Annotated in this window: 17 protein-coding genes; 10 read left to right on the plus strand and 7 right to left on the minus strand. The window is 72.9% G+C overall.

Going from position 1 to position 19,597, the window contains the following annotated elements; translation table 11 throughout:
• Positions 1-5 precede the first annotated feature (5 nt).
• The 7 genes from DFJ66_RS04290 to DFJ66_RS04320 all read left to right on the plus strand — a co-directional run bounded on the left by DFJ66_RS04290 (position 6) and on the right by DFJ66_RS04320 (position 8,271).
• Positions 6-908, plus strand: a complete 903-nt coding sequence (locus tag DFJ66_RS04290) for an ABC transporter permease (protein WP_246029571.1) — start codon at positions 6-8, stop codon at positions 906-908.
• Complete coding sequence (locus tag DFJ66_RS04295) at positions 905-1,882, plus strand: ABC transporter permease (protein WP_121218146.1); 978 nt, start codon at positions 905-907, stop codon at positions 1,880-1,882. Before DFJ66_RS04290 ends, DFJ66_RS04295 begins: the two co-directional genes overlap by 4 nt.
• The gene (locus DFJ66_RS04300) at positions 1,879-2,688 is read left to right on the plus strand and encodes an ABC transporter ATP-binding protein (protein WP_121218149.1); all 810 of its coding nucleotides are present in this window, start codon (positions 1,879-1,881) and stop codon (positions 2,686-2,688) included. The genes DFJ66_RS04295 and DFJ66_RS04300 overlap by 4 nt, the downstream gene beginning before the upstream one ends.
• Before the next feature lie 2 nt (positions 2,689-2,690).
• Positions 2,691-3,653 (plus strand): ABC transporter ATP-binding protein, encoded by a 963-nt coding sequence (locus DFJ66_RS04305; protein ID WP_211351528.1) that lies wholly within the window; start codon positions 2,691-2,693, stop codon positions 3,651-3,653.
• The gene (locus DFJ66_RS04310; protein ID WP_121218153.1) at positions 3,650-4,948 is read left to right on the plus strand and encodes an alpha/beta fold hydrolase; all 1,299 of its coding nucleotides are present in this window, start codon (positions 3,650-3,652) and stop codon (positions 4,946-4,948) included. Before DFJ66_RS04305 ends, DFJ66_RS04310 begins: the two co-directional genes overlap by 4 nt.
• A 12-nt stretch (positions 4,949-4,960) precedes the next feature.
• On the plus strand, positions 4,961-6,097 hold the full coding sequence (locus DFJ66_RS04315) for a M6 family metalloprotease domain-containing protein (RefSeq protein ID WP_121218155.1): 1,137 nt from the start codon (positions 4,961-4,963) through the stop codon (positions 6,095-6,097).
• Positions 6,098-7,056: 959 nt separating this feature from the next.
• Positions 7,057-8,271 (plus strand): PP2C family protein-serine/threonine phosphatase, encoded by a 1,215-nt coding sequence (locus DFJ66_RS04320; RefSeq protein ID WP_121218157.1) that lies wholly within the window; start codon positions 7,057-7,059, stop codon positions 8,269-8,271.
• Between the two features lie 125 nt (positions 8,272-8,396).
• On the opposite strand, the gene DFJ66_RS04325 is transcribed toward DFJ66_RS04320, so the two are convergent.
• A complete protein-coding gene (locus tag DFJ66_RS04325) occupies positions 8,397-8,621 on the minus strand; it encodes a hypothetical protein (protein ID WP_121218159.1) in 225 nt (74 codons plus the stop codon).
• Between the two features lie 98 nt (positions 8,622-8,719).
• On the opposite strand from DFJ66_RS04325, the gene DFJ66_RS04330 reads away from it, so the two are divergent.
• The 3 genes from DFJ66_RS04330 (at position 8,720) to DFJ66_RS04340 (ending at position 13,408) form a co-directional block, all read left to right on the plus strand.
• The gene (locus DFJ66_RS04330) at positions 8,720-9,106 is read left to right on the plus strand and encodes a hypothetical protein (RefSeq protein WP_147459173.1); all 387 of its coding nucleotides are present in this window, start codon (positions 8,720-8,722) and stop codon (positions 9,104-9,106) included.
• Between the two features lie 99 nt (positions 9,107-9,205).
• Positions 9,206-11,899: a VWD domain-containing protein gene (locus tag DFJ66_RS04335; RefSeq protein ID WP_121218162.1), complete on the plus strand. Its 2,694-nt coding sequence runs from the start codon at positions 9,206-9,208 to the stop codon at positions 11,897-11,899.
• A 108-nt stretch (positions 11,900-12,007) separates the two neighbouring features.
• Complete coding sequence (locus tag DFJ66_RS04340) at positions 12,008-13,408, plus strand: ATP-binding protein (protein ID WP_121230636.1); 1,401 nt, start codon at positions 12,008-12,010, stop codon at positions 13,406-13,408.
• A gap of 30 nt (positions 13,409-13,438) precedes the next feature.
• On the opposite strand, the gene DFJ66_RS04345 is transcribed toward DFJ66_RS04340, so the two are convergent.
• The 6 genes from DFJ66_RS04345 to DFJ66_RS04370 are packed head-to-tail and all read right to left on the minus strand — an operon-like array spanning position 13,439 to position 19,597.
• Positions 13,439-14,080, minus strand: coding sequence for a class I SAM-dependent methyltransferase (locus DFJ66_RS04345; RefSeq protein ID WP_121218164.1), 642 nt, complete (start codon positions 14,078-14,080; stop codon positions 13,439-13,441).
• Entirely contained in the window at positions 14,077-15,264 is a 1,188-nt protein-coding gene (locus DFJ66_RS04350) for a hypothetical protein (protein ID WP_121218166.1), read from the minus strand. Before DFJ66_RS04350 ends, DFJ66_RS04345 begins: the two co-directional genes overlap by 4 nt.
• Positions 15,261-16,436 (minus strand): glycosyltransferase family 4 protein, encoded by a 1,176-nt coding sequence (locus tag DFJ66_RS04355; protein ID WP_121218168.1) that lies wholly within the window; start codon positions 16,434-16,436, stop codon positions 15,261-15,263. The genes DFJ66_RS04350 and DFJ66_RS04355 overlap by 4 nt, the downstream gene beginning before the upstream one ends.
• On the minus strand, positions 16,433-17,377 hold the full coding sequence (locus tag DFJ66_RS04360) for a UbiA prenyltransferase family protein (protein ID WP_121218170.1): 945 nt from the start codon (positions 17,375-17,377) through the stop codon (positions 16,433-16,435). The genes DFJ66_RS04355 and DFJ66_RS04360 overlap by 4 nt, the downstream gene beginning before the upstream one ends.
• Positions 17,374-18,504 carry a glycosyltransferase family 4 protein gene (locus tag DFJ66_RS04365; RefSeq protein WP_246029572.1) on the minus strand — a complete coding sequence of 377 codons (1,131 nt, stop codon included), beginning with the start codon at positions 18,502-18,504 and terminating at the stop codon, positions 17,374-17,376. The genes DFJ66_RS04360 and DFJ66_RS04365 overlap by 4 nt, the downstream gene beginning before the upstream one ends.
• A 22-nt stretch (positions 18,505-18,526) precedes the next feature.
• On the minus strand, positions 18,527-19,597 hold the full coding sequence (locus tag DFJ66_RS04370; RefSeq protein ID WP_121218172.1) for an endonuclease/exonuclease/phosphatase family protein: 1,071 nt from the start codon (positions 19,595-19,597) through the stop codon (positions 18,527-18,529).

A 19,597-nucleotide genomic window follows, 5' to 3' on the forward strand; every position in this document is an offset into this window, starting at 1 on the left:
CGACCGTGGCAGTTCCGGTCGTTGCGGTGCCGGTCGCCGGGCCGCTGCGGAGGCTGTTGCGGCAGCCTTCCGCGGCGGTCGCGCTGGCCGTCGTGGTGCTGCTCGTGCTCATGGCGGTGGCCGCGCCGCTGCTGGTGTGGACCTCGCCCACCGACTTCGACTCCGCCGCCGTCGACCCGGCGCTGGGCGGGTTGCCGCGTGGCGCCCTGGGCGGGATCAGCGCCGAGCACCCGCTGGGGGTCGAGCCGGTGAGCGGGCGGGACGTGCTCGCGCGGATCGTCCACGGGGCCCGGGTGTCGCTGCTGATCGCGGTCCTGGCCACGGCCGTGTCGGTGGTCGTGGGCACCGCGCTGGGGCTGGCCGCCGGGTTCTTCGGCGGCGTGGTCGATGCGGTCGTCGGGCGGGTGATGGACCTGCTGATGTCCTTCCCCAGCCTGATCTTCATGATCGCGCTGATCTCCGCCGTGCCGGGCGCGAACCGGGAGCTGTTGCTGGTGCTGGTGCTGGGCGGGTTCGGCTGGCCGTACGTGGGGCGGATCGTGCGCGGGCAGGCGATGGTGCTGGCGCGCGGCGAGTTCGTGGCCGCCGCCCGCGCGTTGGGTGCGCCTCGAAGAGCACTGCTGCTCAGGGAAGTGCTGCCGAACCTGACCGCTCCGGTGCTGGTGGTGGCCACCATGTCCATCCCCGGCTACATCGCGACCGAGGCCGGTCTGTCGTTCCTGGGCGTGGGTGTCCGGCCGCCGACCCCGTCGTGGGGGCAGATGATCGCCTCGGCCGTCCCCTGGTACGCGGCCGACCCGGCGTACTTCCTGATCCCCGGCGGGTTCCTGTTCGCGACCGTGCTGGCGTTCAACGTGCTCGGCGACGCCGTGCGGGACGTGCTCGACCCGAGGAGCGTGCGACGGTGATCCTCTACACGGCACGGCGGTTGGCAGGCGCGGCCGGCATCCTGCTGGTGATCTGCGCGCTCACGTTCGCCGTGTTCTACCTGATGCCCGCCGACCCCGCGCAGGGCGCGTGCGGCAAGGCGTGCAGCCCCGAGCGGATCGCCCAGATCCGCGCCACGCTCGGGCTCGACCAGCCGCTTCCGACGCAGTTCGCCGCTTACGTGGGCGGGATCGTCGCGGGCCGCACGTACGGGTCGCTCGAGTGCGGGTTCCCGTGCCTGGGCTTCAGCTTCCAGACCAACCAACCCGTGTGGGACGCGCTGACCAGCAGGCTGCCGACCAGCGTGTCCATCGCGGCGGGCGCGGCGGTGCTGTGGCTGCTCGTCGGCTGCACGGCCGGGGTGGTCGCGGCGCTGCGGCGCGGCACGGTGTGGGACCGGGCGGCGATGATGGCCGCGCTGGGAGGGGTGTCGCTGCCGATCTACCTGACCGCGCTGCTGTCCCAGTACGTGCTGGTGGTGCAGTTGGGCTGGCTGCCCTACCCGCGCGAGGTGGCGCTGACCGACGACCCGGTGGGCTGGTTCCAGTCGATGCTCATGCCGTGGTGCACGCTGGCCATGCTCTACGCGGGCGTGTACGCGCGGATCACGCGCAGCGAGGTGCTGGAGAACCTCGGGCGCGACTACGTCCGCACGGCCCGCGCCAAGGGGTTGCCCGAGGTGACGGTGGTGCGGCGGCACGCGCTGCGACCCGCGTTGATGCCCGTGGTGACGATCTTCGGCATGGACCTCGGCGCGCTGCTCGGCGGGGCGCTGATCACCGAGTCGGTGTACGGGCTGCCCGGCGTGGGCAAGCTCGCGGCGGACGCGATCAACTCCTCCGACCAGCCGGTGATCCTGGGCGTCACGTTGTTCGCGGCGGCGTTCGTGGTGCTGGCCAACGTGGCCGTGGACCTGGTGTACGCGCTGCTGGACCCGAGGGTGAGGACGGCATGACCCTGCTGTCGGTGCGGGGGCTGACCGTCGAGTTCGCCTCCGGCGTGCGGGCCGTGGACGGCCTGGACCTCGACGTCGAGGCCGGGCGGGTGCTCGGCGTGGTCGGCGAGTCGGGCAGCGGCAAGTCCGTGACCAGCCTCGCCGTGCTCGGGCTGCTGCGCGACGCGCGGGTGTCCGGTGCGATCGAGTTCGCCGGGCAGGACCTGTTGTCGTTGCCGCCCAGGGCTTTGCGGGCGTTGCGCGGTGATCGGATGGCGATGGTCTTCCAGGACCCGTTGTCCTGCCTCAACCCCTACTACCCGGTGGCGTTCCAGATCGCGGAGGCCTACCGGGCGCACCGGCGGGCGTCCCGGCGGGCGGCGCACGCGCTGGCGGTTCGGATGCTGGAACGGGTCGGCATCCCGGAGGCGGAGCGGCGGGCGCGGTCCTACCCGCACGAGTTCTCCGGCGGGATGCGGCAGCGGGTGATGATCGCGATGGCGTTGTGCCTGGAACCCGACCTGCTGGTGGCCGACGAGCCGACCACCGCGCTGGACGTGACCGTGCAGGCCCAGGTGCTGGACCTGCTGCGGGACCTGCGGGAACGCTCGGGCACCGCGATCATGCTGATCACGCACGACATGGGCGTGGTGGCGGGCCTGGCCGACGACGTCGTCGTGATGCACGGCGGCAGGCGGGTCGAGGCCGGCCCGGTGCGCGAGGTCTTCCACTCCCCCGCCACCGCCTACACCCGCGGCCTGCTGGAGTGCGTGCCCCGCGTGGACGGCCCCCTGCCGCACCGGCTGCCGACCGTGGAGGTCCCGTGAGCCTGCTGGAGACGACCGACCTGGTGAAGCGCTACCCCGTGCGGCACCGGCTGACCCGCCGCAGGATCGGCGAGGTCAGCGCCGTGGACGGGGTGTCGCTCGGGGTCGAGCGCGGCGAGACGCTGGGGCTGGTGGGCGAGTCCGGGTGCGGCAAGTCGACCGTGGGGCGCCTGCTCACCCGGCTGGACACGCCGACGTCGGGGCAGGTCCGGTTCGAGGGGCGGGACCTGGGGCCGTTGAGCGAGGACGAGCTGCGGCCCGTTCGGCGGGACCTCCAGATCGTCTTCCAGGACCCGTTCTCGTCGCTGAACCCCCGCCACACCGTGCGCCAACTGCTGTCCGCACCCTTCCGCTACCAAGGGCTCGAGCCGACCGAGCCGGTGGAGGACCTGCTGAAACGGGTCGGGCTGAAGCCGGAGCACGCCTCCCGCTACCCGCACGAGTTCTCCGGCGGACAGGCGCAGCGCATCGGCATCGCGCGGGCGTTGGCGCTGCGGCCGAAGGTCGTGGTGTGCGACGAACCCGTGTCGGCGCTGGACGTCTCGGTGCAGGCGCAGATCCTGAACCTGCTGCGGGACCTCCAGGACGAGCTGGGGCTCAGTTACGTGTTCATCGCGCACGACCTGGGCGCGGTGCGGCAGGTCAGCACTCGGGTGGCGGTGATGTACCTGGGTGTGGTGGTGGAAACCGCGGACCGGGACGCCCTGTTCGGCCACGCCGCCCACCCGTACACGCACGCGCTGCTGTCCGCCGTGCCGGTGCCCGACCCCGACCTGGAACGCGGCCGGGAGCGGATCGTGCTGCGCGGCGACCCGCCGAGCCCGTTGAACCCGCCGTCCGGGTGCCGGTTCCGCACCCGTTGCCCGAAGGCCGCCGAGGTGTGTGCGGCGGAACGCCCGGTGTTGCGCGAGATCGCCCCCGGCCACCTCGTGGCCTGCCACTTCCCCGAGGAAAGGACCCCATGAGCCCGTTCCACGAGTCGCGCCGCACCTACGGCCTGCCCGGCATCGCGGTGCGCGAGCACGTCTTCACCGTGCCGCTGGACCACCACGACCCGACCGGCCGCACCACCGAGGTGTTCGCGCGGGAACTGGTCGACCCGGCCCGCTCCGACCACCCGCTGCCGTGGCTGCTGTTCCTGCAGGGCGGTCCGGGCGGCAAGTCGCCGCGCCCGCTGCGGTCGGCGGACGGCTGGGTGCGGCGGGCGTTGGAGACCCACCGGGTGCTGCTGCTCGACCAGCGCGGCACCGGGCGCAGCACGCCGTTGACCGCCCGGACGGCCTCGGGGTTCGGCAGCGCGCGGGAGTTGGCCGACCACCTGGCGTTGTTCCGGGCCGACTCGATCGTGGCCGACGCGGAGCTGATCCGGCGGCGGCTGTGCGGGGACCAGCCGTGGGAGACGCTGGGGCAGAGCTACGGCGGGTTCATCACGTTGACGTACCTGTCGTTCGCACCGGAGGGGTTGCGGGCCTGCCACATCGCGGGCGGTTTGCCCGATCCGACCGGCACGGCCGACGACGTCTACGGGCTGACGTACCACCGGGTGCGGGAGAAGACGCAGGCGTTCTACGAGCGCTATCCGCAGGACGTGGACGTGGTGCGGCGGATCGCGGCGCTGCTGCGCGAGGAGGACGTGCGGCTGCCCGACGGTGACCGGTTCGGCGTCGGGCGGTTGCGGGCGTTGGGGCTCGTGCTCGGCATGGGTGACGGGCCGCAGCGGCTGCACTGGCTGCTGGACGAGGCGTTCGGGCCGGACGGCGGGCTGAGTGACTCCTTCCGCTACCAGGTGGCGGCGTCGACCGGGTTCGTGGAGAACCCGCTGTTCGCCGTGCTCCAGGAGGCGGCCTACGGGCAGCGTTCGCACGCCACCGCGTGGTCGGCTTCGCGGGTGCTGCGGCGGTTCCCGGAGTTCGCGCCGGACGCCGACCCGCTCTTGTTCACCGGCGAGATGTTCTACCCGTGGATGTTCCGGGAGATCGGGGCGCTGCGGCCGTTCGCCGACGCGGTGGACCTGCTCGCCGAGCGGTCCGACTGGCCCGTGCTGTACGACCCGGAACGGTTGCGCGCCAACAAGGTCCCGGTCGCGGCGGTGGTGTACCACGACGACATGTACGTGCCGGTCGAGCTGTCGCTGAAGACGGCGGCGGCGCTGGGCTCGGCGAAGGTGTGGATCACCAACGAGTGGGAGCACGACGGCATCTCCGCGTCGGGAGACCGCGTCCTGTCCCGCCTGCTCGACATGACCACCGGTCTCGGGTGAGAGGAGTCGGCCATGCGCAGTGTGTTGATGTCGTTGACGCTGGTGGCGGGGTTGCTGGTCGCCGCGCCGGTCGCGACCGCCGCACCGGGTTGTGCACTGCCCGGACGGACGGGGTGGACCGACGAGGGGCACGACACCGACCGGGTCCAGTTCCAGCCTTCGGTGGGCGCGCGTCGGGTGCTGACACTGTTCGTGGACTTCCCCGACGCGCCCGCGACGGACGCCACCACCGAGTACGAGAACGCCCTGGCGCCGGCGGACGGGTGGTTGCGGGAGGCGTCCTACGGGCGGGTGTCGTTGAGCGTCACGCCGTTGCGGCGCTGGTTGCGGATGCCGCAGGTGTCGACCAGTTACGGGTTCGATCGAGGGATCACGTTCGAGCAGCACGAGCTGTACGTGCGGCAGGCCGTGGCCGCCGCCGACCCGTACGCCGACTTCTCGGCCTACGACCTGGTGTACGTGGTGCCGACGCGGGCGGCGAGCGCGATCACGTTCTCCCCCACCTACCTCTACGACCGGCAGACCGCGGGCGTGGTGGCCGACGGGACGCGGGTGAAGTGGGCCGTCACCTACGGGCAGGACATGTGGCGGTGGGGGTTCAAGGTCGCGGCCCACGAGACCGGGCACACCTTCGGCCTGCCGGACCTGTACGCGTTCACCGCGCCCGGCCACCAGTACGTCGGCGGGTGGGACGTGATGGGGCTGATCTCGGGTCCGGCGCCGCGCCACTTCGGGTGGCACGCGTGGAAGCTGGGCTGGATCGACGACAGCCAGGTGACCTGTGCGACCACGCGGGGCCGGTGGACCGTCGGGCTGACGTCCGGGGGCGTTGTCGGGGGCGTCAAGATCGCGGTCGTGCGGACCGGCGAGACGACCGCGTACGTGGTGGAGTCCCGGCGTGCCACGGGTCTGGACGCGCGGGCGTGCTCGACCGGGGCGCTGGTGTACCGGGTCGACTCGGCGGTCCGGACCGGATCCGGTCCGATCCGGGTGGTCGACGGCAACCCGGGCGTGACGCCGCCGGCCGGGTGCGCGGCTCTGGACATGGCGGCCCTGCGACCCGGTCAGTCCGTTCAGGACGGCTCGGTGCGGGTGGAGGTGCTGTCGGCGGGCAGTGGTGGTGACCTGGTCCGGTTGACCGTGGCCTAGACGAGTCCTGCAAGTAGCACCCCACTACCCATCCGCAGCGCGCCTTCTCCGGCGAAGCCGGCGAGCGGACAGTCCGCCCACCTTGCCGAGTGGGCAGTCCGCCGGAGAGGACACAACCCAACTTGGGCTTCTTGCTTTTGTCATCTCCGTATGGCCTGCCCGAAGGGCTACCACAGATTTCCCCGGGTGCAGCCGAAAGTTTTTGCGAGGAACGAGCAAAAAGTTTTAGCGGCACCCGGGGAAATCTGTGGTAGCCCTTCGGGCAGGCCATACGGAGATGACAAAAGCAAGAAGCCCCCGCCGTTGCAGTTGAGTCATCTTTGGTGGCCTGCCCGCCGGCGAGGCTCTTTTCGCTTTTAAGAGCTTTAAACCGGAACGCTCCGCTCTCAAGCCGAACGCGCTGCGCGCTCTCAAGATCACAAGCGGCGCTCGCCGCGCGGCAGGCCGCCAGCGGGGGGTGAAGGGCGTCGGTTCCCCCGCCGTATGGCCTGGCGGAGCCAACCACGCTTTCGGCCGGGTGCCGCTAAATTTTTTGCTCGTCCCTCACAAAAAATTCGGCTGCACCCGACCGAAAGCGTGGTAGCCCTTCGGGCAGGCCATACGGCGGGGAAACCGAGGCCCTCCACCTGTGGTGGCGACCACCGCGCGCTGCGCGCGCCGAAAAGCGAAAAGCGCGACGTGGCCGCGCGCTTCGTGAGGGTGACTTGCAGGCCACTGCCTAGGCAGGTTCGGCGAGCGGGCGCACTCGCGAGAAACGCAGCGACCAAAGCGCTCATGTTCCCCCAACAATGCCAAGGACGAATTCGCCGGTCCGGCCCGAAAACCCACAACGCTCTTTCCCGTTGAGACGCCATCGGCGCAGGTAGCGCGGGCCGGCACCGAGCCGACGAGGGGAGGTCGGAGGAGTTAACCTCTTCGTGCGCACGCAAGCGCACGGACAGGACGGGGATGGAGCGGGGATGGACGTCGGCCGGGGCTCGGAGATGCGGCTGCGGGTCCTGGAGGCGATCACCGACAGCGCGTTGCGGGAACTGGACCTGGACAAGCTGTTCGACGTCCTGCTGGCCAAGACCCGCGAGCTGCTGGCCGTGGACACCGTCACCGCCCTGCTGACCGACCCCGGCGGCGCCCAACTGGTCGCGCGGGCCACGGTCGGGTTGGAGGAGGAGGTCTTCCAGGGCGTCCGCGTGCCGTTCGGGTCCGGGTTCGCCGGTCGGGTGGCGCAGTCGCGGGAACCGGTGCAGATCTCGCGGGTGGACGAGTCCACCGTGGTCAACCCACTGCTGTGGAGGCGCGGGTTGCACGTCCTGCTGGGCGTGCCGATGATCGCCGAGGACAACCTCGTGGGCGTGCTGCACATCGGCAGCACCACCGACCGCCGGTTCACCGACGACGAGGTGGACCTGCTCCAGCTCGTCGCCGACCGGCTCGCGGTGGGCGTCTACGCGCACCGGTCCCGCTCCGCGCGGTCCGCCGCGGCCGTGTTGCAGGACAGCCTGCTGCCCTCCCGGCTGCCCGCGACCGCGGGCTGGGGCATGGCCGCCCGGTACGTGCCGGGCACGGAGAGCGGGGTCGGCGGGGACTGGTACGACGTGTTCGACCTGCCCGGCGGGCGGATCGGGCTGGTCATCGGGGACGTCGTCGGCAGCGGCCTGGCCGCCGCGATCATCATGGGACGGCTGCGCAGCGCCCTGCGCGCCTACGCCCTGGAGTTCGACGACCCCGGCACGGTGCTGGGCAAGCTGGACCGCAAGGCCGCCCACTTCGAGCACCACACCATGGCCACGGTCGCCTACGCGGTGGTCCACACCGACTCCGGGCGCATGGACCTGGCGCTGGCCGGGCACCTGCCGCCCGTGCTGGCCGTCCCCGACGCCGACGCGCGCTTCGTCGACGCCGAGGTCGACCCGCCGATCGGCTACCACCTGGCCGTCACCGGCCGCCACACCACCTCGCTGGACCTGCCGCCGGGCGCGCTGGTCGCCCTCTACACCGACGGCCTGGTGGAACGCCGCCACGAGGACCTGGACGAACGCCTGGACCTGCTGCGCCGGTCGGTCACGCCCACCACGCCCGAACTGGCGTGCGCCCGCATCATGGACACCCTGGTCGGCGACCACCCGCCCAACGACGACATCGCCCTGCTCACCGTCCGCCACAACCCGGCGCGGTAACGACTCGGCGATTCCGGACCGGCGACCACCCGCCGACCCGCACACCGTCCGGCCGTGGACAGACTCGAGGTCCAGGACAGACTCAAGGCCGTGGCCCGCCGCCTCGACGCGCGCCAGTTCGCCGCCTACTCGACGGCACCGCCCAGCCGCCCCGAGTGGACCGCCGCGCGGGTGGCGCTGGTCGCCGTGTCGGCCGCGTTGGCGGTGCTGGTGCTCGCCGGGTTCGCGGTCGGCGCGTGGCTGGTGGTCAGCGACTTCCCGTCGTGGTCGATCCTGCCGGGGCTGCTGCTGATCGGGCCGGCGTGGGAGCTGCGGCCCCGTCCGGGCCGGGCCGGCGGCGAGTGGGCCACGGTGGCCCGCGACGACGCCCCGACCCTGTTCGCGCTGGTGGACCGGGTCGCCGCCGCCGCGGGCCCCCGCGCTGATCACGCCCGGGGTGCCGGCCGACATGGTGCGGCCGAGCAGCTCACCGACCGGCGGCCCGCTCGTGGAGCTGGTGGAGACGCTGTTCGCGCCGCTCCAGGTGCTGCCGGCACGCGCCCAGCGCGGCGTCCAGATGACCTCGCGGCGCGACCACCCCGGACCGGCGCTGTGGCGGGCGGCGGTGGCCACGTCGCGAGAGGCCTGGTCGGTGGCGGAGCTGCGGGAGGAGTCGCTGGGCGGGTCGACCCTGTGGCGCAGCCACCCGCCGGCGGGTCTGCGGGCCCGGATCGCCGAGGCCTGGCCGCACGCGGAGCCCACCGTGGCGCTGACCGCCGAGGACTCCGACCGCATCGACGCCGAACTGGCCCGCTGGTACGCGCGCGCCGGCCGCGATCTGGTCTGGGCGCGCTGACGTCCCTGTCCGCGCCCGGGTCCTCGGCCCCTCCCCCGTGAAACGCCGGTGAGACGTCGTCCTGCGACCGTGGTCGGCGAGTACAAGGGGGATGTACCGATGAATCCGATCGTCCGCTGCGCGCTGGTCGTCGCGGCGTTGTTCCTCGCGTCGCCGGCCGGGCCCGCGCACGCCCAGCGCCCGCCCGGCCTCGACCTGACCCTGTCCACCCAGAAGCCCCGTTACGCGCCCGGTGAGCAGGTCGTGCTGACCGCCACGGTCACCAACCGGGCCCACGTGCCCTGCCAGGTCGCCGCCGTGCCCGACGCGGCGCTCCAGCTCACCGCCGCCAGCGTCGACGGCAAGGAGCTGTTCCCGACCTTCGGGCGGACCACCTACGAACTGGGCCTCGACGCGGCCGTGCGCGGCAGCCTGAAGGTGCTGGCGCCCGGCGAGAGCGTGTCGTTCCCGGTGGGCGGCGCGCCGGGGTGGCTGAGCGCCACGAGCCCGCTGCGCGGCGACGGGATGACCGCCTCCTGGGACGTCCGGGCGGGCGGCGACTACCGGGTGTCCGCGCTCTACCGGTCCCCGGTCCCGGCCGACTCCCGGTGCGCCGCGATCAGCGGTGCCGCCACGGTGGGGTTCGCGGTCGGGGACGAGCCCCCGGCCGGGCCTCCGCTGTGGTTCTGGCTCGCCGGGGGCGCGGGGGTGGTGCTCCTGGTGGCGCTCGTCGTCCTGGTCCTGCGGCGCGGTCGCGGGTCGGCGGCGGTGGTGCTCGCCGTGGGGGTGGTCGCGGGGCTGGCGGCCGTGGACGTGCGGCCCGCCTCGGCGTCGACCGAGATCGTGGGCGACGCGGACTTCGTGGGCGCGATCCACGCCTGCTTCACGACGATCTCCGAGACCGGTCCGGAGTTCAAGAAGGTGATCGACGACCTCCGCGGCCCGAAAACACCCAAGATCACGATCATCCCGAAGAAGAACCCCGGCCGGCTCGGCGCGGCGACCGAGAAGGACCCGAACGACCCGGGCGGGTCGATCATCGACATCCAGCCGGACGAACAGCTCGACTACGAGCCCGGGGTCACCCGCGACTCCTGCGCCTCGCTCTACCACGAGCTGGAGCACGCCAGGATCACGGCCGAGGGCCAGGACGAGCAGACCAGCAACACCTGGTGCGGTGACACGGGCCTGCACAAGAACGAGGTCATGACGATGGAGGCGGAGAACCGGTACCGCGCGGCGCGGCGCGCGAAGGCCGTCGCCGAGGGGAAGCCGTTCGCCGAGCAGGACCCCAGGACCGCGAAGCGCACGAAGCACCGGTCCTACGTCCCGCCGTACGACGTGGTGGACGTGTCGATGCCGTCCGAGGACTGCAAGGAGACCTCGCCGCCGGGTTCGATCCGCCGGGCGCTGGGCTGCTCGGTCGCCCCGCGGGCCAAGGTCGGCGCGGCACCGCCGTTCGGTGCCCGACGGGCGCAGAGCGGCGGGAAGTGCGCGGTCAGCGACGGCGACCCGCACCTGACCACGTTCGACGGGTACGGCTACGACTTCCAGGCGGTCGGCGAGTTCGTCGCGGCGCGGTCGGCGTCGGGTGACCTGGAGGTCCAGGTCCGGCAGAGCGCCCTGCTCGACGACCGGACGGTCTCGGTGAACACCGCCGTGGCGGTGGAGGTCGGCGGGGACCGGGTCGTGTTCACCCTCGACGGCGGCGTCCTCGCGGTCGCGGTGAACGGAACGCCGGCGGCGGACCTGCCCGGGTCGGTGACGCGGACGCCCGCGACCGCCGAGTACTCCGGTGACGCCTACACCGTGCGCTGGCCGGACGGGTCGGTGGTGGACCTCGAGCCGATCGCGCCCTGGGGCATCCGGCTGTCCGCCGGGCCGGCCGAACCCCGGCGGGGCACGCTGTCCGGGCTGCTGGGCGACTTCGACGGCAACCGCGACGACGACCTGACCCCGCGCGGCGGCACGCCGTTGCCCCAGCCGCCGTCGTTCGAGCAGCGGTACCGGCAGTTCGGCGACAGCTGGCGGGTGACGCAACCGGAGTCGCTGTTCGACTACGCGCCCGGCCAGGACACCACCACCTTCACCGACCGCTCGCTGCCCGCCGGCGAGACCGTCATCCCGGACGACCGGCGCGCGTCGGCCACGGCGGCGTGCCGGCTGGCGGGCGTGCGGGACCTGCTGGAGCAGTGCGTGCTGGACACCGCGCTCACCGGCCAACCGGTGTTCGCCGTGAGCACCGCCGAATCCGAGTCGTCCCGGACGACCCCGCCCGCACCCGGCGGCGGCCCGCTGCGCGACGGGGACACCGCGTCCGGGACGGGCGGCAAGGGCGTGTTCGACCTGGAACTGGGCGACGCCGCGGAGTTCCGCCTGGTCGGCGTCACCGGCCAGATCTTCTTCCAGCTGATCGACCCGGACGGCACCGCCCACCGCTCCACCGGCAGCACCCTGCCCGGCAGCAACGGCTTCCGCGTCCCCCGCCCGGGTCACCACCGCCTGGAGGTCGACGGCGCGGACGGCTTCACCGGCGACTTCTCCTTCCGCCTGGTGACGCTGAAGTTCCGCAAGCTCACGGCGAAGCTGGACGACCGCGTGACCGGCACCCTCGACGTCCCGGGCCGCGTGGACCTCTACACCTTCGACCCGCAGGGCGCCGAGGACGTGCAACTGGCCGATCCCCAGCAGTGCGAGCACTTCCAGTCCGGCGTGGTCCCGGACGTGCCGGAGGCCTCCGTCCTGGCCCCCGCGACCTGTGCGGCGAGGTGCCGTTGCCGGTGGTCGACCCGGACCGGCCGCACGTGCTGGTGATCTGGTCGGACGAGGCGGCGACGGGCCCGTACGCGTTCCGCTTCACGCGGTAGGGCGACGACGTTGCCAGTGGGGACCCGAAGGCAGAGGATGGGACCTGTGAAGGACATGGGGGAAATAGGTCCGGAAGACGTCAAAGCGCTGGCCCTGGGGTTGCGGCGACTGCTCGACCTCGCCGGCGGCCTGGTGGACGACGTGGGTGAGCCGCCGCCGCTGGTGGCCAAGGTCCAGGAGCACCTCGGGTGCGACTTGGACTCGGTCGTCTCGGTGGTCAGCCGGTTCGAGACGTGGGAGCACGTCAACCTGCACCGCGGGGTGGAGGCCTACCTCGCCGCCCACGGCACGCCGGAGCCCGGGTGGTTCGGGGTCAGCGGGCAGAACCGCGGGCACGAGGACATCGTCGACATGCTGGTGGCGGCTCGGCGGCAGAAGAACCAAGGGGTGGGCGCGGCCGAGTACACCACCGCCGCCACCGGGCCGGACGACAGCGTGGACATCGTCCAACTGGGACTGGCGCCCACCCGGGCACCCGACGGCACACCGGTGCTCATCGGGGTCCGGGGCTACAACGAGTACGGACCGCCCGCCTGCAAGCTGGAGGTCCTGGCCGCCGACCGCGGTGCCGCCCGCGCGGTCGGGGTCGAGGTCGAGAAGCTGATGCGGGCGCACGACGTGTTCCGGGGGCAGGTGCTGGCGTTCGGGGTGAGCGAGCACCGCGGCAACGAGCTGGTGACCTTCCTGCCCCGGCCCGCCCTCGACGCCGACGACGTGGTCCTGCCCGAGGGCCTGCTGGACTCGATCGAACAGCACGTGGTCGGCATCGCCGAGCACTCCGAACAACTCCTCGCCGCCGGCCAGCACCTCAAGCGGGGCCTCCTGCTGCACGGTCCGCCCGGCACCGGCAAGACGCACACCGTGCGGTTCCTGATGAGCCGGCTGCACGAGTGCACGGTGATCCTGCTGACCGGCCCGGCGATGCGGTTCCTGCACCAGGCTTCGGCCCTGGCCCGACGCCTCCAACCGTCCATGGTGGTCATCGAGGACGTGGACCTCATCGCCATGGACCGCTCGCACAGCAAGGGCGGCTCCACTCCCCTGCTGTTCAGCCTGCTGGACACGATGGACGGCGTGGGCGCCGACGCGGACGTCACCTTCGTCCTGACCACCAACCGCGCCGACGAGCTGGAACGCGCCCTCGCCGACCGCCCCGGCCGCATCGACCTCGCGGTGGAGGTCCCCCGCCCCGACGCCGAGGGCCGCCTGCGACTGCTCCGCCTCTACGGCCGAGAGGTCGACCTGCGAGCGGACCTGGCGCCGGTGGTCGAGGCGACGGAGGGCGTGACGGCGAGCTTCATCAAGGAGCTCCTGCGCCGCGCGGTCCTGGACGCGGTACGCCGCAACGGTTCCGCCACCCCGGTGATCGGCGACGAACTCCTCGCCCTGGCCCGTGCCATGACCGACCAACGACACGCACTGACCAGCACCCTCCTGGGCGGCAGCCCTGGCTGAGAACCACCGGCGTTCGGGGTGGACGGCCGGCTAGCTGGTCAACCGCAGGCCGGTGTACAGCCGCAAGGCAGCACCGAGGTCCGGCACCCGGATCTCGCGCTCCACCCGGAAGTGACCGCGCAGCGCGGGTTGCAGGCGTTCTCGGCGGTCGCCGTACTGGCTCGGCCCCTGTCGGGTCAGCACGCGCAGTGGCAGGTCCCACAGCGATCCCGTGCCCGGCGTGCACACCACCAGTGTGCCGCCGGGCCGCAGGACCCTCCGCATCTCCCGGCACGCCGCCTCGATGTCGGGCACGTACTCCAGCGTGCTCACCGAGACCATGCAGTCGAAGGACGCCGTGTCGTACGGCAGTGCCTCGACGCTCGCCGTCGCCAGGGTCGCGGGCACGCCGTGCCGCGCCAGGGTCGCCTCCACCTGCCGCCGCATCGGGTGCGGGTCCACGCCGTGCAGTTCGGCGCAGTGCCGGGCCAGTTCCGGCAGGAACACCCCGCTGCCGTACCCGATCTCCAGCAGCCGCCCGAACCGGGTGCCGCCGAGCAGGTCGACGATGATCCGGAACCGCCGTCGCTGCACCGCGCGCAGCACCGGCAGGTAGTTCCACCGCGGGTGGTCCACCTCGCTGGTGGGGGTCAGGCCGGACTTGGGCAGCAGCGTCAACCGGGTCGAGGTCATCGGATTCCCCTTGCTGTAGAAAGGACCGCCAGGAACCACCACGCCAGGACGGCGTTGGCGGCGGTGAAGGCGGCGATCATGCCGGGCGCGCCGCCGAACACAGCGCCCGCGGCCTGCGCCGCCAGGCCGGGTGCGAACGCCACCGCCAGCACGGCACGGACGCGTCCCAGGCCCAGTTCCGGCCGCACGGTGAACACGCAGAACAACACGACCACGAGCGCGTGCGCGGTGCACCCCACGGCGGCCAGGAACATCCAGCCCACCACGAAGTGCTCCACGGCGTCGGCGGCCACCAACCCGACGACGACCAGCGCGGACGCGCCCACCACGGACAGCACGAGCAGTCGGGGCGCGTACCGCAGCACGGCCCGCCGGCCGGTCGCCGCGTCCCGCCGGGCCAGCACCGAGATGAGCACCGACGCCAGCGAGTCGGTGAACAGCACCCCGATCACCCGCCGGCAACTGCCGACGTACAGGGCGTAGACGCCCACGGCGGCCGGACCGGCGGCCTGCACCAGCAGGATCACGTCGAACCCGAACAGCAGCGCCAGCAACGACTGTCCCGTGCTGAACGCCCACCCCTCGCGCAGGAACGTCCGCGCCAACACGACATCCGGCCGTCCGAACCGCATCCCGACAAGCATGAGCAGGGCGCACAACGTGTTGCCACCGGCCACCAACACCGAATAACCGGCGGCACTCCCGTGCCCCACCACGAAAACCACGGCGACCAGGTACGCCGCTCCATACCCCAGCCGCAGCCCGGACGCCCGCAGGTGGCGCCCCCGGATCCGCAGCAACGACTCCGCCAGGGTCAGCAACGCGGCCGACGCGCCGAGCCCCGCCGCGTGCCACAGCACGGCGTCCGCCCCGACCACCGCCAGCACACCGAAGTAGGCCGCCGCGGTCAGCACGGACGCGAGAACGACGAACCCCACCGCCGTCCCGACCACCGCACCCACCGGCGACCGCTCCGCGATGGCCCGGCTGGCACCGACGTGCACGCCCCACAGCATCGGGATGCCGAGGACGACCCCGATCGCCTGCACGGCGACGAACTCGCCGAACACCCCGAAGCCGTCGTACCGGGCGATGAGCAGGCCGGCCACGGTCACCAGCACGCTCGCGGTCGCGGACACGGCCGCCGGCGCCCACGAGCGGACCCGCGCGGGTGCCTGGATCACCGGCCGACCGCCTCGGCGTAGGCGCGCAACGTGCGGCCGGCCGCCGCCTCCCAGGAGTGGTGGGCCAGGACGTACCGCCGCGCCCGCGCGCCCAGGTCCGCCCCAAAGGCCCGGACGACCGCCGCCGCCAACTCGACCGGGTCGCCACTACTCACCCGCAGGCACGCGCCCTCCGCGCTGCCCACCACGTCTTCGTCGAACCCCGGCCCGACCACTGTCGTCGCCCGCAGTGCCATGGCTTCCAGCGCGACGAACCCGAACGGCTCGTAGGTCGAGGGGAACACGCAGGCGTCGGCGGCGACGAAGTGGTCCCGCAGCTCGTCGGTGTCCAGGAACCGCCCCAGCACGTGCACGCGCCCGTCGAGCCCCAACCGCCGCACCCGCTCGTGCACCCGGCCGTCGAACGCGGTGTCCGGCCACCCGGAACCGGCCATGACCAGGGTCGCGTCGACCCCGTCGTCCAGCACGCGCCGGAAGGCGTCGAGCAGTTCCAGCACGCCCTTGTGCGCCGCGTACCGACCGGCGAACACCACCAGCCGCTGCCCCTCGCGGAGCCCGTAGAACGCGCGCACCTTGTCCCGCACCACGACCCGCTCACCGTCGTCCGGGCAGGCCATCCGCCACGCCTTGCCCGCGCCGTGCGACACCACGGCCACGTCCCGCGCGGCCAGCCCCGGAACGGCGGCCACGGTGTCCGCCGAGGGCACCACCACCAGCCGTGCCCACCGGCTCAACACCCGGGTCAGCAGCCGACCCAGCGCGGCCACCGCCCCCGAGCCGCGGAAGGTCTCGGCGGAGTGCACGTGGAAGCACACCGGCAGCCGCAGCAGCGCGCTCACCAGCCCGGCGGGCGCGCACATCCAGTCGTGCACGGCCACCACGTCCACGGACTCGCGCAGCCGCCACACGTACCGGACACCCGCCCAGTTCAGCCGCGCCACCGCGACCGCCATGCCCAGCCGCGTCCGGGGCAACTCGCGCCCCGTGGGCACGCGCCGCACGGTCACCCGGCCCTCCCGCGACACCCGCGGCAGCGTGCGGTGCCGGGACGCGCCCACCAGGTGCACCTCGGCGTCCTGTGACGCCATGCCGCTCAGCAGGCCTTCGACGTACGTGCCGATCCCGCCCAACGGGTCCGGCGGCGCCCCCGTGGACACCATCACCACCTTCACAGCAGCCTCCCCAGGGCCAGACACGCCAACCACAGCACCGCGTTGACCACCAGGGGCACGTCGGTCAGCACGTCCCGCCCCGGTTCCCCGCCGCTGCGGTGCACCGCCAGCAGGTACGCGTACCGGCACAGCGCGAACACCACGAAAGGCACGGTCACCACGGACAGCACGGCCGCCTGCGGGTGTGGGCCGGACAGGACGAACATCTCGTAGGCGACCAGCGTGGCCGCCAGCAGCACGGCGATGAGCTGGTCCAGCAGCGGCACCGAGTACCCGGTCAGCGCGGGCCGCTGGGCGGCGGCGTGGTCCCGCGCGGTGGCCAGCTCGTGCCGCCGCTTGCCCAACGACATCAGCAGGCACGAGAAGTACACGCAGAGCACCAGTGCGGGGTTGAACGGCGCCGCCACCGCCAGGCTGCCCGCCACCGCGCGCAGCACGAACCCGGCGGCCACCGCGCTCACGTCCACCAGCGGGTAGTGCTTGAGCCGCAGGCAATACGCCAGGTTGAGCACCGCGTACCCCGCCACCGCGGCCTGCGCCGGCCACGGCAACCACACCCCGCACGCCACCAACACCGCCAGGCACCCGGCGCCCAGCAGCAACGCGCTCACCGGACCGACCCGTCCGCTGGCCACCGGCCGGTGCCGCTTCACGGGGTGCAGCCGGTCATTGTCCCGGTCCAGCCAGTCGTTGAGCACGTAGACCGCCGCCGACGCGGCCGTAAAAGTGACCATTGTGGACAGTGCGACGACGAGATCGTGCCACAACGCCACCGGGTCCACGGCCAGCGGCACGATCAGCACGAAGACGTTCTTCACCCACTGCCGCGGCCGCAGCAGCACCAGCGCCGCCGGTAATCGGGACGGCCGGACCACCGGGCGGACCGACTCCACCGCCGTGCGCGGGCTGGGCACGACGTCCTCCCCGCCGAGCCGCTTCACGGCCGACCGCGCAGCCGCCGGAACGCCTCTTCGTGCGCGTCCAGCGAGGTCTCGCCGCCGAACAGCTTCACCGCCGCCTCGCGCCCCGCCGCCCGGTCCTCGGCGGGCAGCCGCGCCACCTCCAGCAGCGCCGCCCGCAGCGCCGCCGGGTCGCGTGGAGGCACCAGCCGGCCGAACCCGGTCGCCTTGACCGGGTAGTCCGACCCGGGCAGCTCGGTGGTCACCGGCGGGACACCGGTCATCATCGCCTCGACCTGCACGATCCCGAACGACTCGGCGATCGAGGGCAGCGCGAACACGTCGATGGAGGCGTAGAAGTCCCGCACGGCCTGGCCGCGCAACAGCCCGGTGAACCGGATGCGCGGGTCGTCGCCGGCTTCCCGCCGCAGTTGGGCGATGTTGCTGCCGCCGGCCACGGACCGGTCGTCGCCCGCGATCAGCAGCCGGGCCGCCGGGTCGGGGATCGCGCGGAACGCCCGGATCAGGTACTCGATCCCCTTCTCCACGGTGATCCGGCCCATGAACCCGATGTGCAGCCCGTCCCCGTCGCGCAGCCGGGGTTCGCCACCGCTGCGGTCCAGGCACGGGGACGGGATCGGCAGCAGGGCGCGGCGGCGGATGGTCGGCCAGATCCGCGACCCCCGCGCCTGCTCCTCGCTGTTGGTGATGACCAGGTCCGCCTTGCGCACGGCCGCCTTGCACGCCTGGTCGACCGCCCACAGCCCGAGCCGGTTGACCACGCCGTCGGGCAGGAACGCGTCGATGTGGTAGGTCACGACGAGCTTGGCGGGACCGCGTGCGGCGGCCACGAACGCCGCCTCGGGGTTGGGCAGGTGCATGTGCAGGATGTCCGAGCGCGCGGCGAGCTTCCCCGCGAGCACCGGCAGCGCCGGGCTGAGGAAACCGCGGCTGACCCGGGCCAGGACCGGCGCCCGGAACACGTGGACGCCGTGGAGGACCTCGTGGCGCGGCAGCGCGGGGTCGTGCCGGGCGCACACGACCGCGACCTTCCAGCCGCGCCGGGCCAGGCCTTCCGCGGTCAGCCGCGCGGACTCGGTCAGGCCGCTGACGTAGGGGGCGTAGTAGTCGAGCATCACCGTCACGTCGAACCGGTGGGGTTGCGACACGTGCTTGCCCTTTCTCGGGTCTTCAGGGCGCGGGCGGGACGACGACGCGGATCTCCTGGGCCGCGTGGTCGGAGAACGCCTCGCCGCCGCCGAAGCGGTAGCCGGGGACGGCCAGGTCGCCGGAGGTGTAGAGCCAGTCCAGCCGCCACAGCCGGGGGAACGGGTAGTCGGAGACCGGCCAGGACGGGGTGGAGGACGGTCCACCGTCGGGGTGGTGGGCCGTCGTGCCGCCACCCAGCCCGGTCAGCTCCATCCACGGCGAGTTGAAGTCGCCCGCCACGACGACCGGGTTCGGGTTGGCCGCGAGGTCCGCGCGGAGCTCGTCCAGCTCGCGCAGCCGCCAGGTGCCCTGGTCCCGCAGGAACCGGTAGAACCGGGCACTGAGCGGGTGGTCGCCGATCCGGAACGGCACCGGCAGGTGCACGTTGTAGAAGGAGATCGTGCGGTCGGCGACCCGGAGGTCGGTGCGCTGGGACTTGGTGCCCTGCCAGTACCAGCCGGTGTCCGTGCCCGGGTCGGGCCGGTGGTGGGTGGCGAGAACGGGCAGGCGGGACAGCGTGAGCAGCTCGCCGTCGACCGACAGCTCGTAGCCGGGGAACTCGGCGCGCAGCCGGGCGGTGTCGTCGATGCGGATCGGGTGGTCGTCGCCCGCCCAGTACAGGTACTCCTGCAACAGGTAGACGTCGGCGTCCTGGGCGCGCAGGAAGGCGTAGAAGGCGTCCTTGTCGTCGGACATCTGCCAGTAGTCGGTGGACCAGGCGAAGACCTTCACCTCGGTACCCCGCGCGTTCGTGCTCTCGGACCACGGGGGCAGGTAGCCGGCCAGGTAGGCGCCGACCAGCAGCAACACCGCGAGGACCGCCGCGAGCCGCCGCCGGACCGGTCTGGCGAACCACCCGACCCCCAGCAGCAGCACGGGCACCACGACCAGGGCGATCGGCGGCGTGGCCTCCAGCGCGAGCCAGGGCCACCACCGACCGGCCAGCAGGACGTGCAGGACCAGGAACACCGCCCACACCGCCGTCGCCGCCACCACCAGCCGCGTCCCGAGACACCACCGCCGGGCCACTTCGGGCGCTTGTTCGGCGACCAT

The sequence above is a fragment of the Saccharothrix variisporea genome (genome assembly GCF_003634995.1).
In the GTDB taxonomy this organism is placed as follows: Bacteria; Actinomycetota; Actinomycetes; order Mycobacteriales; family Pseudonocardiaceae; genus Actinosynnema; species Actinosynnema variisporeum.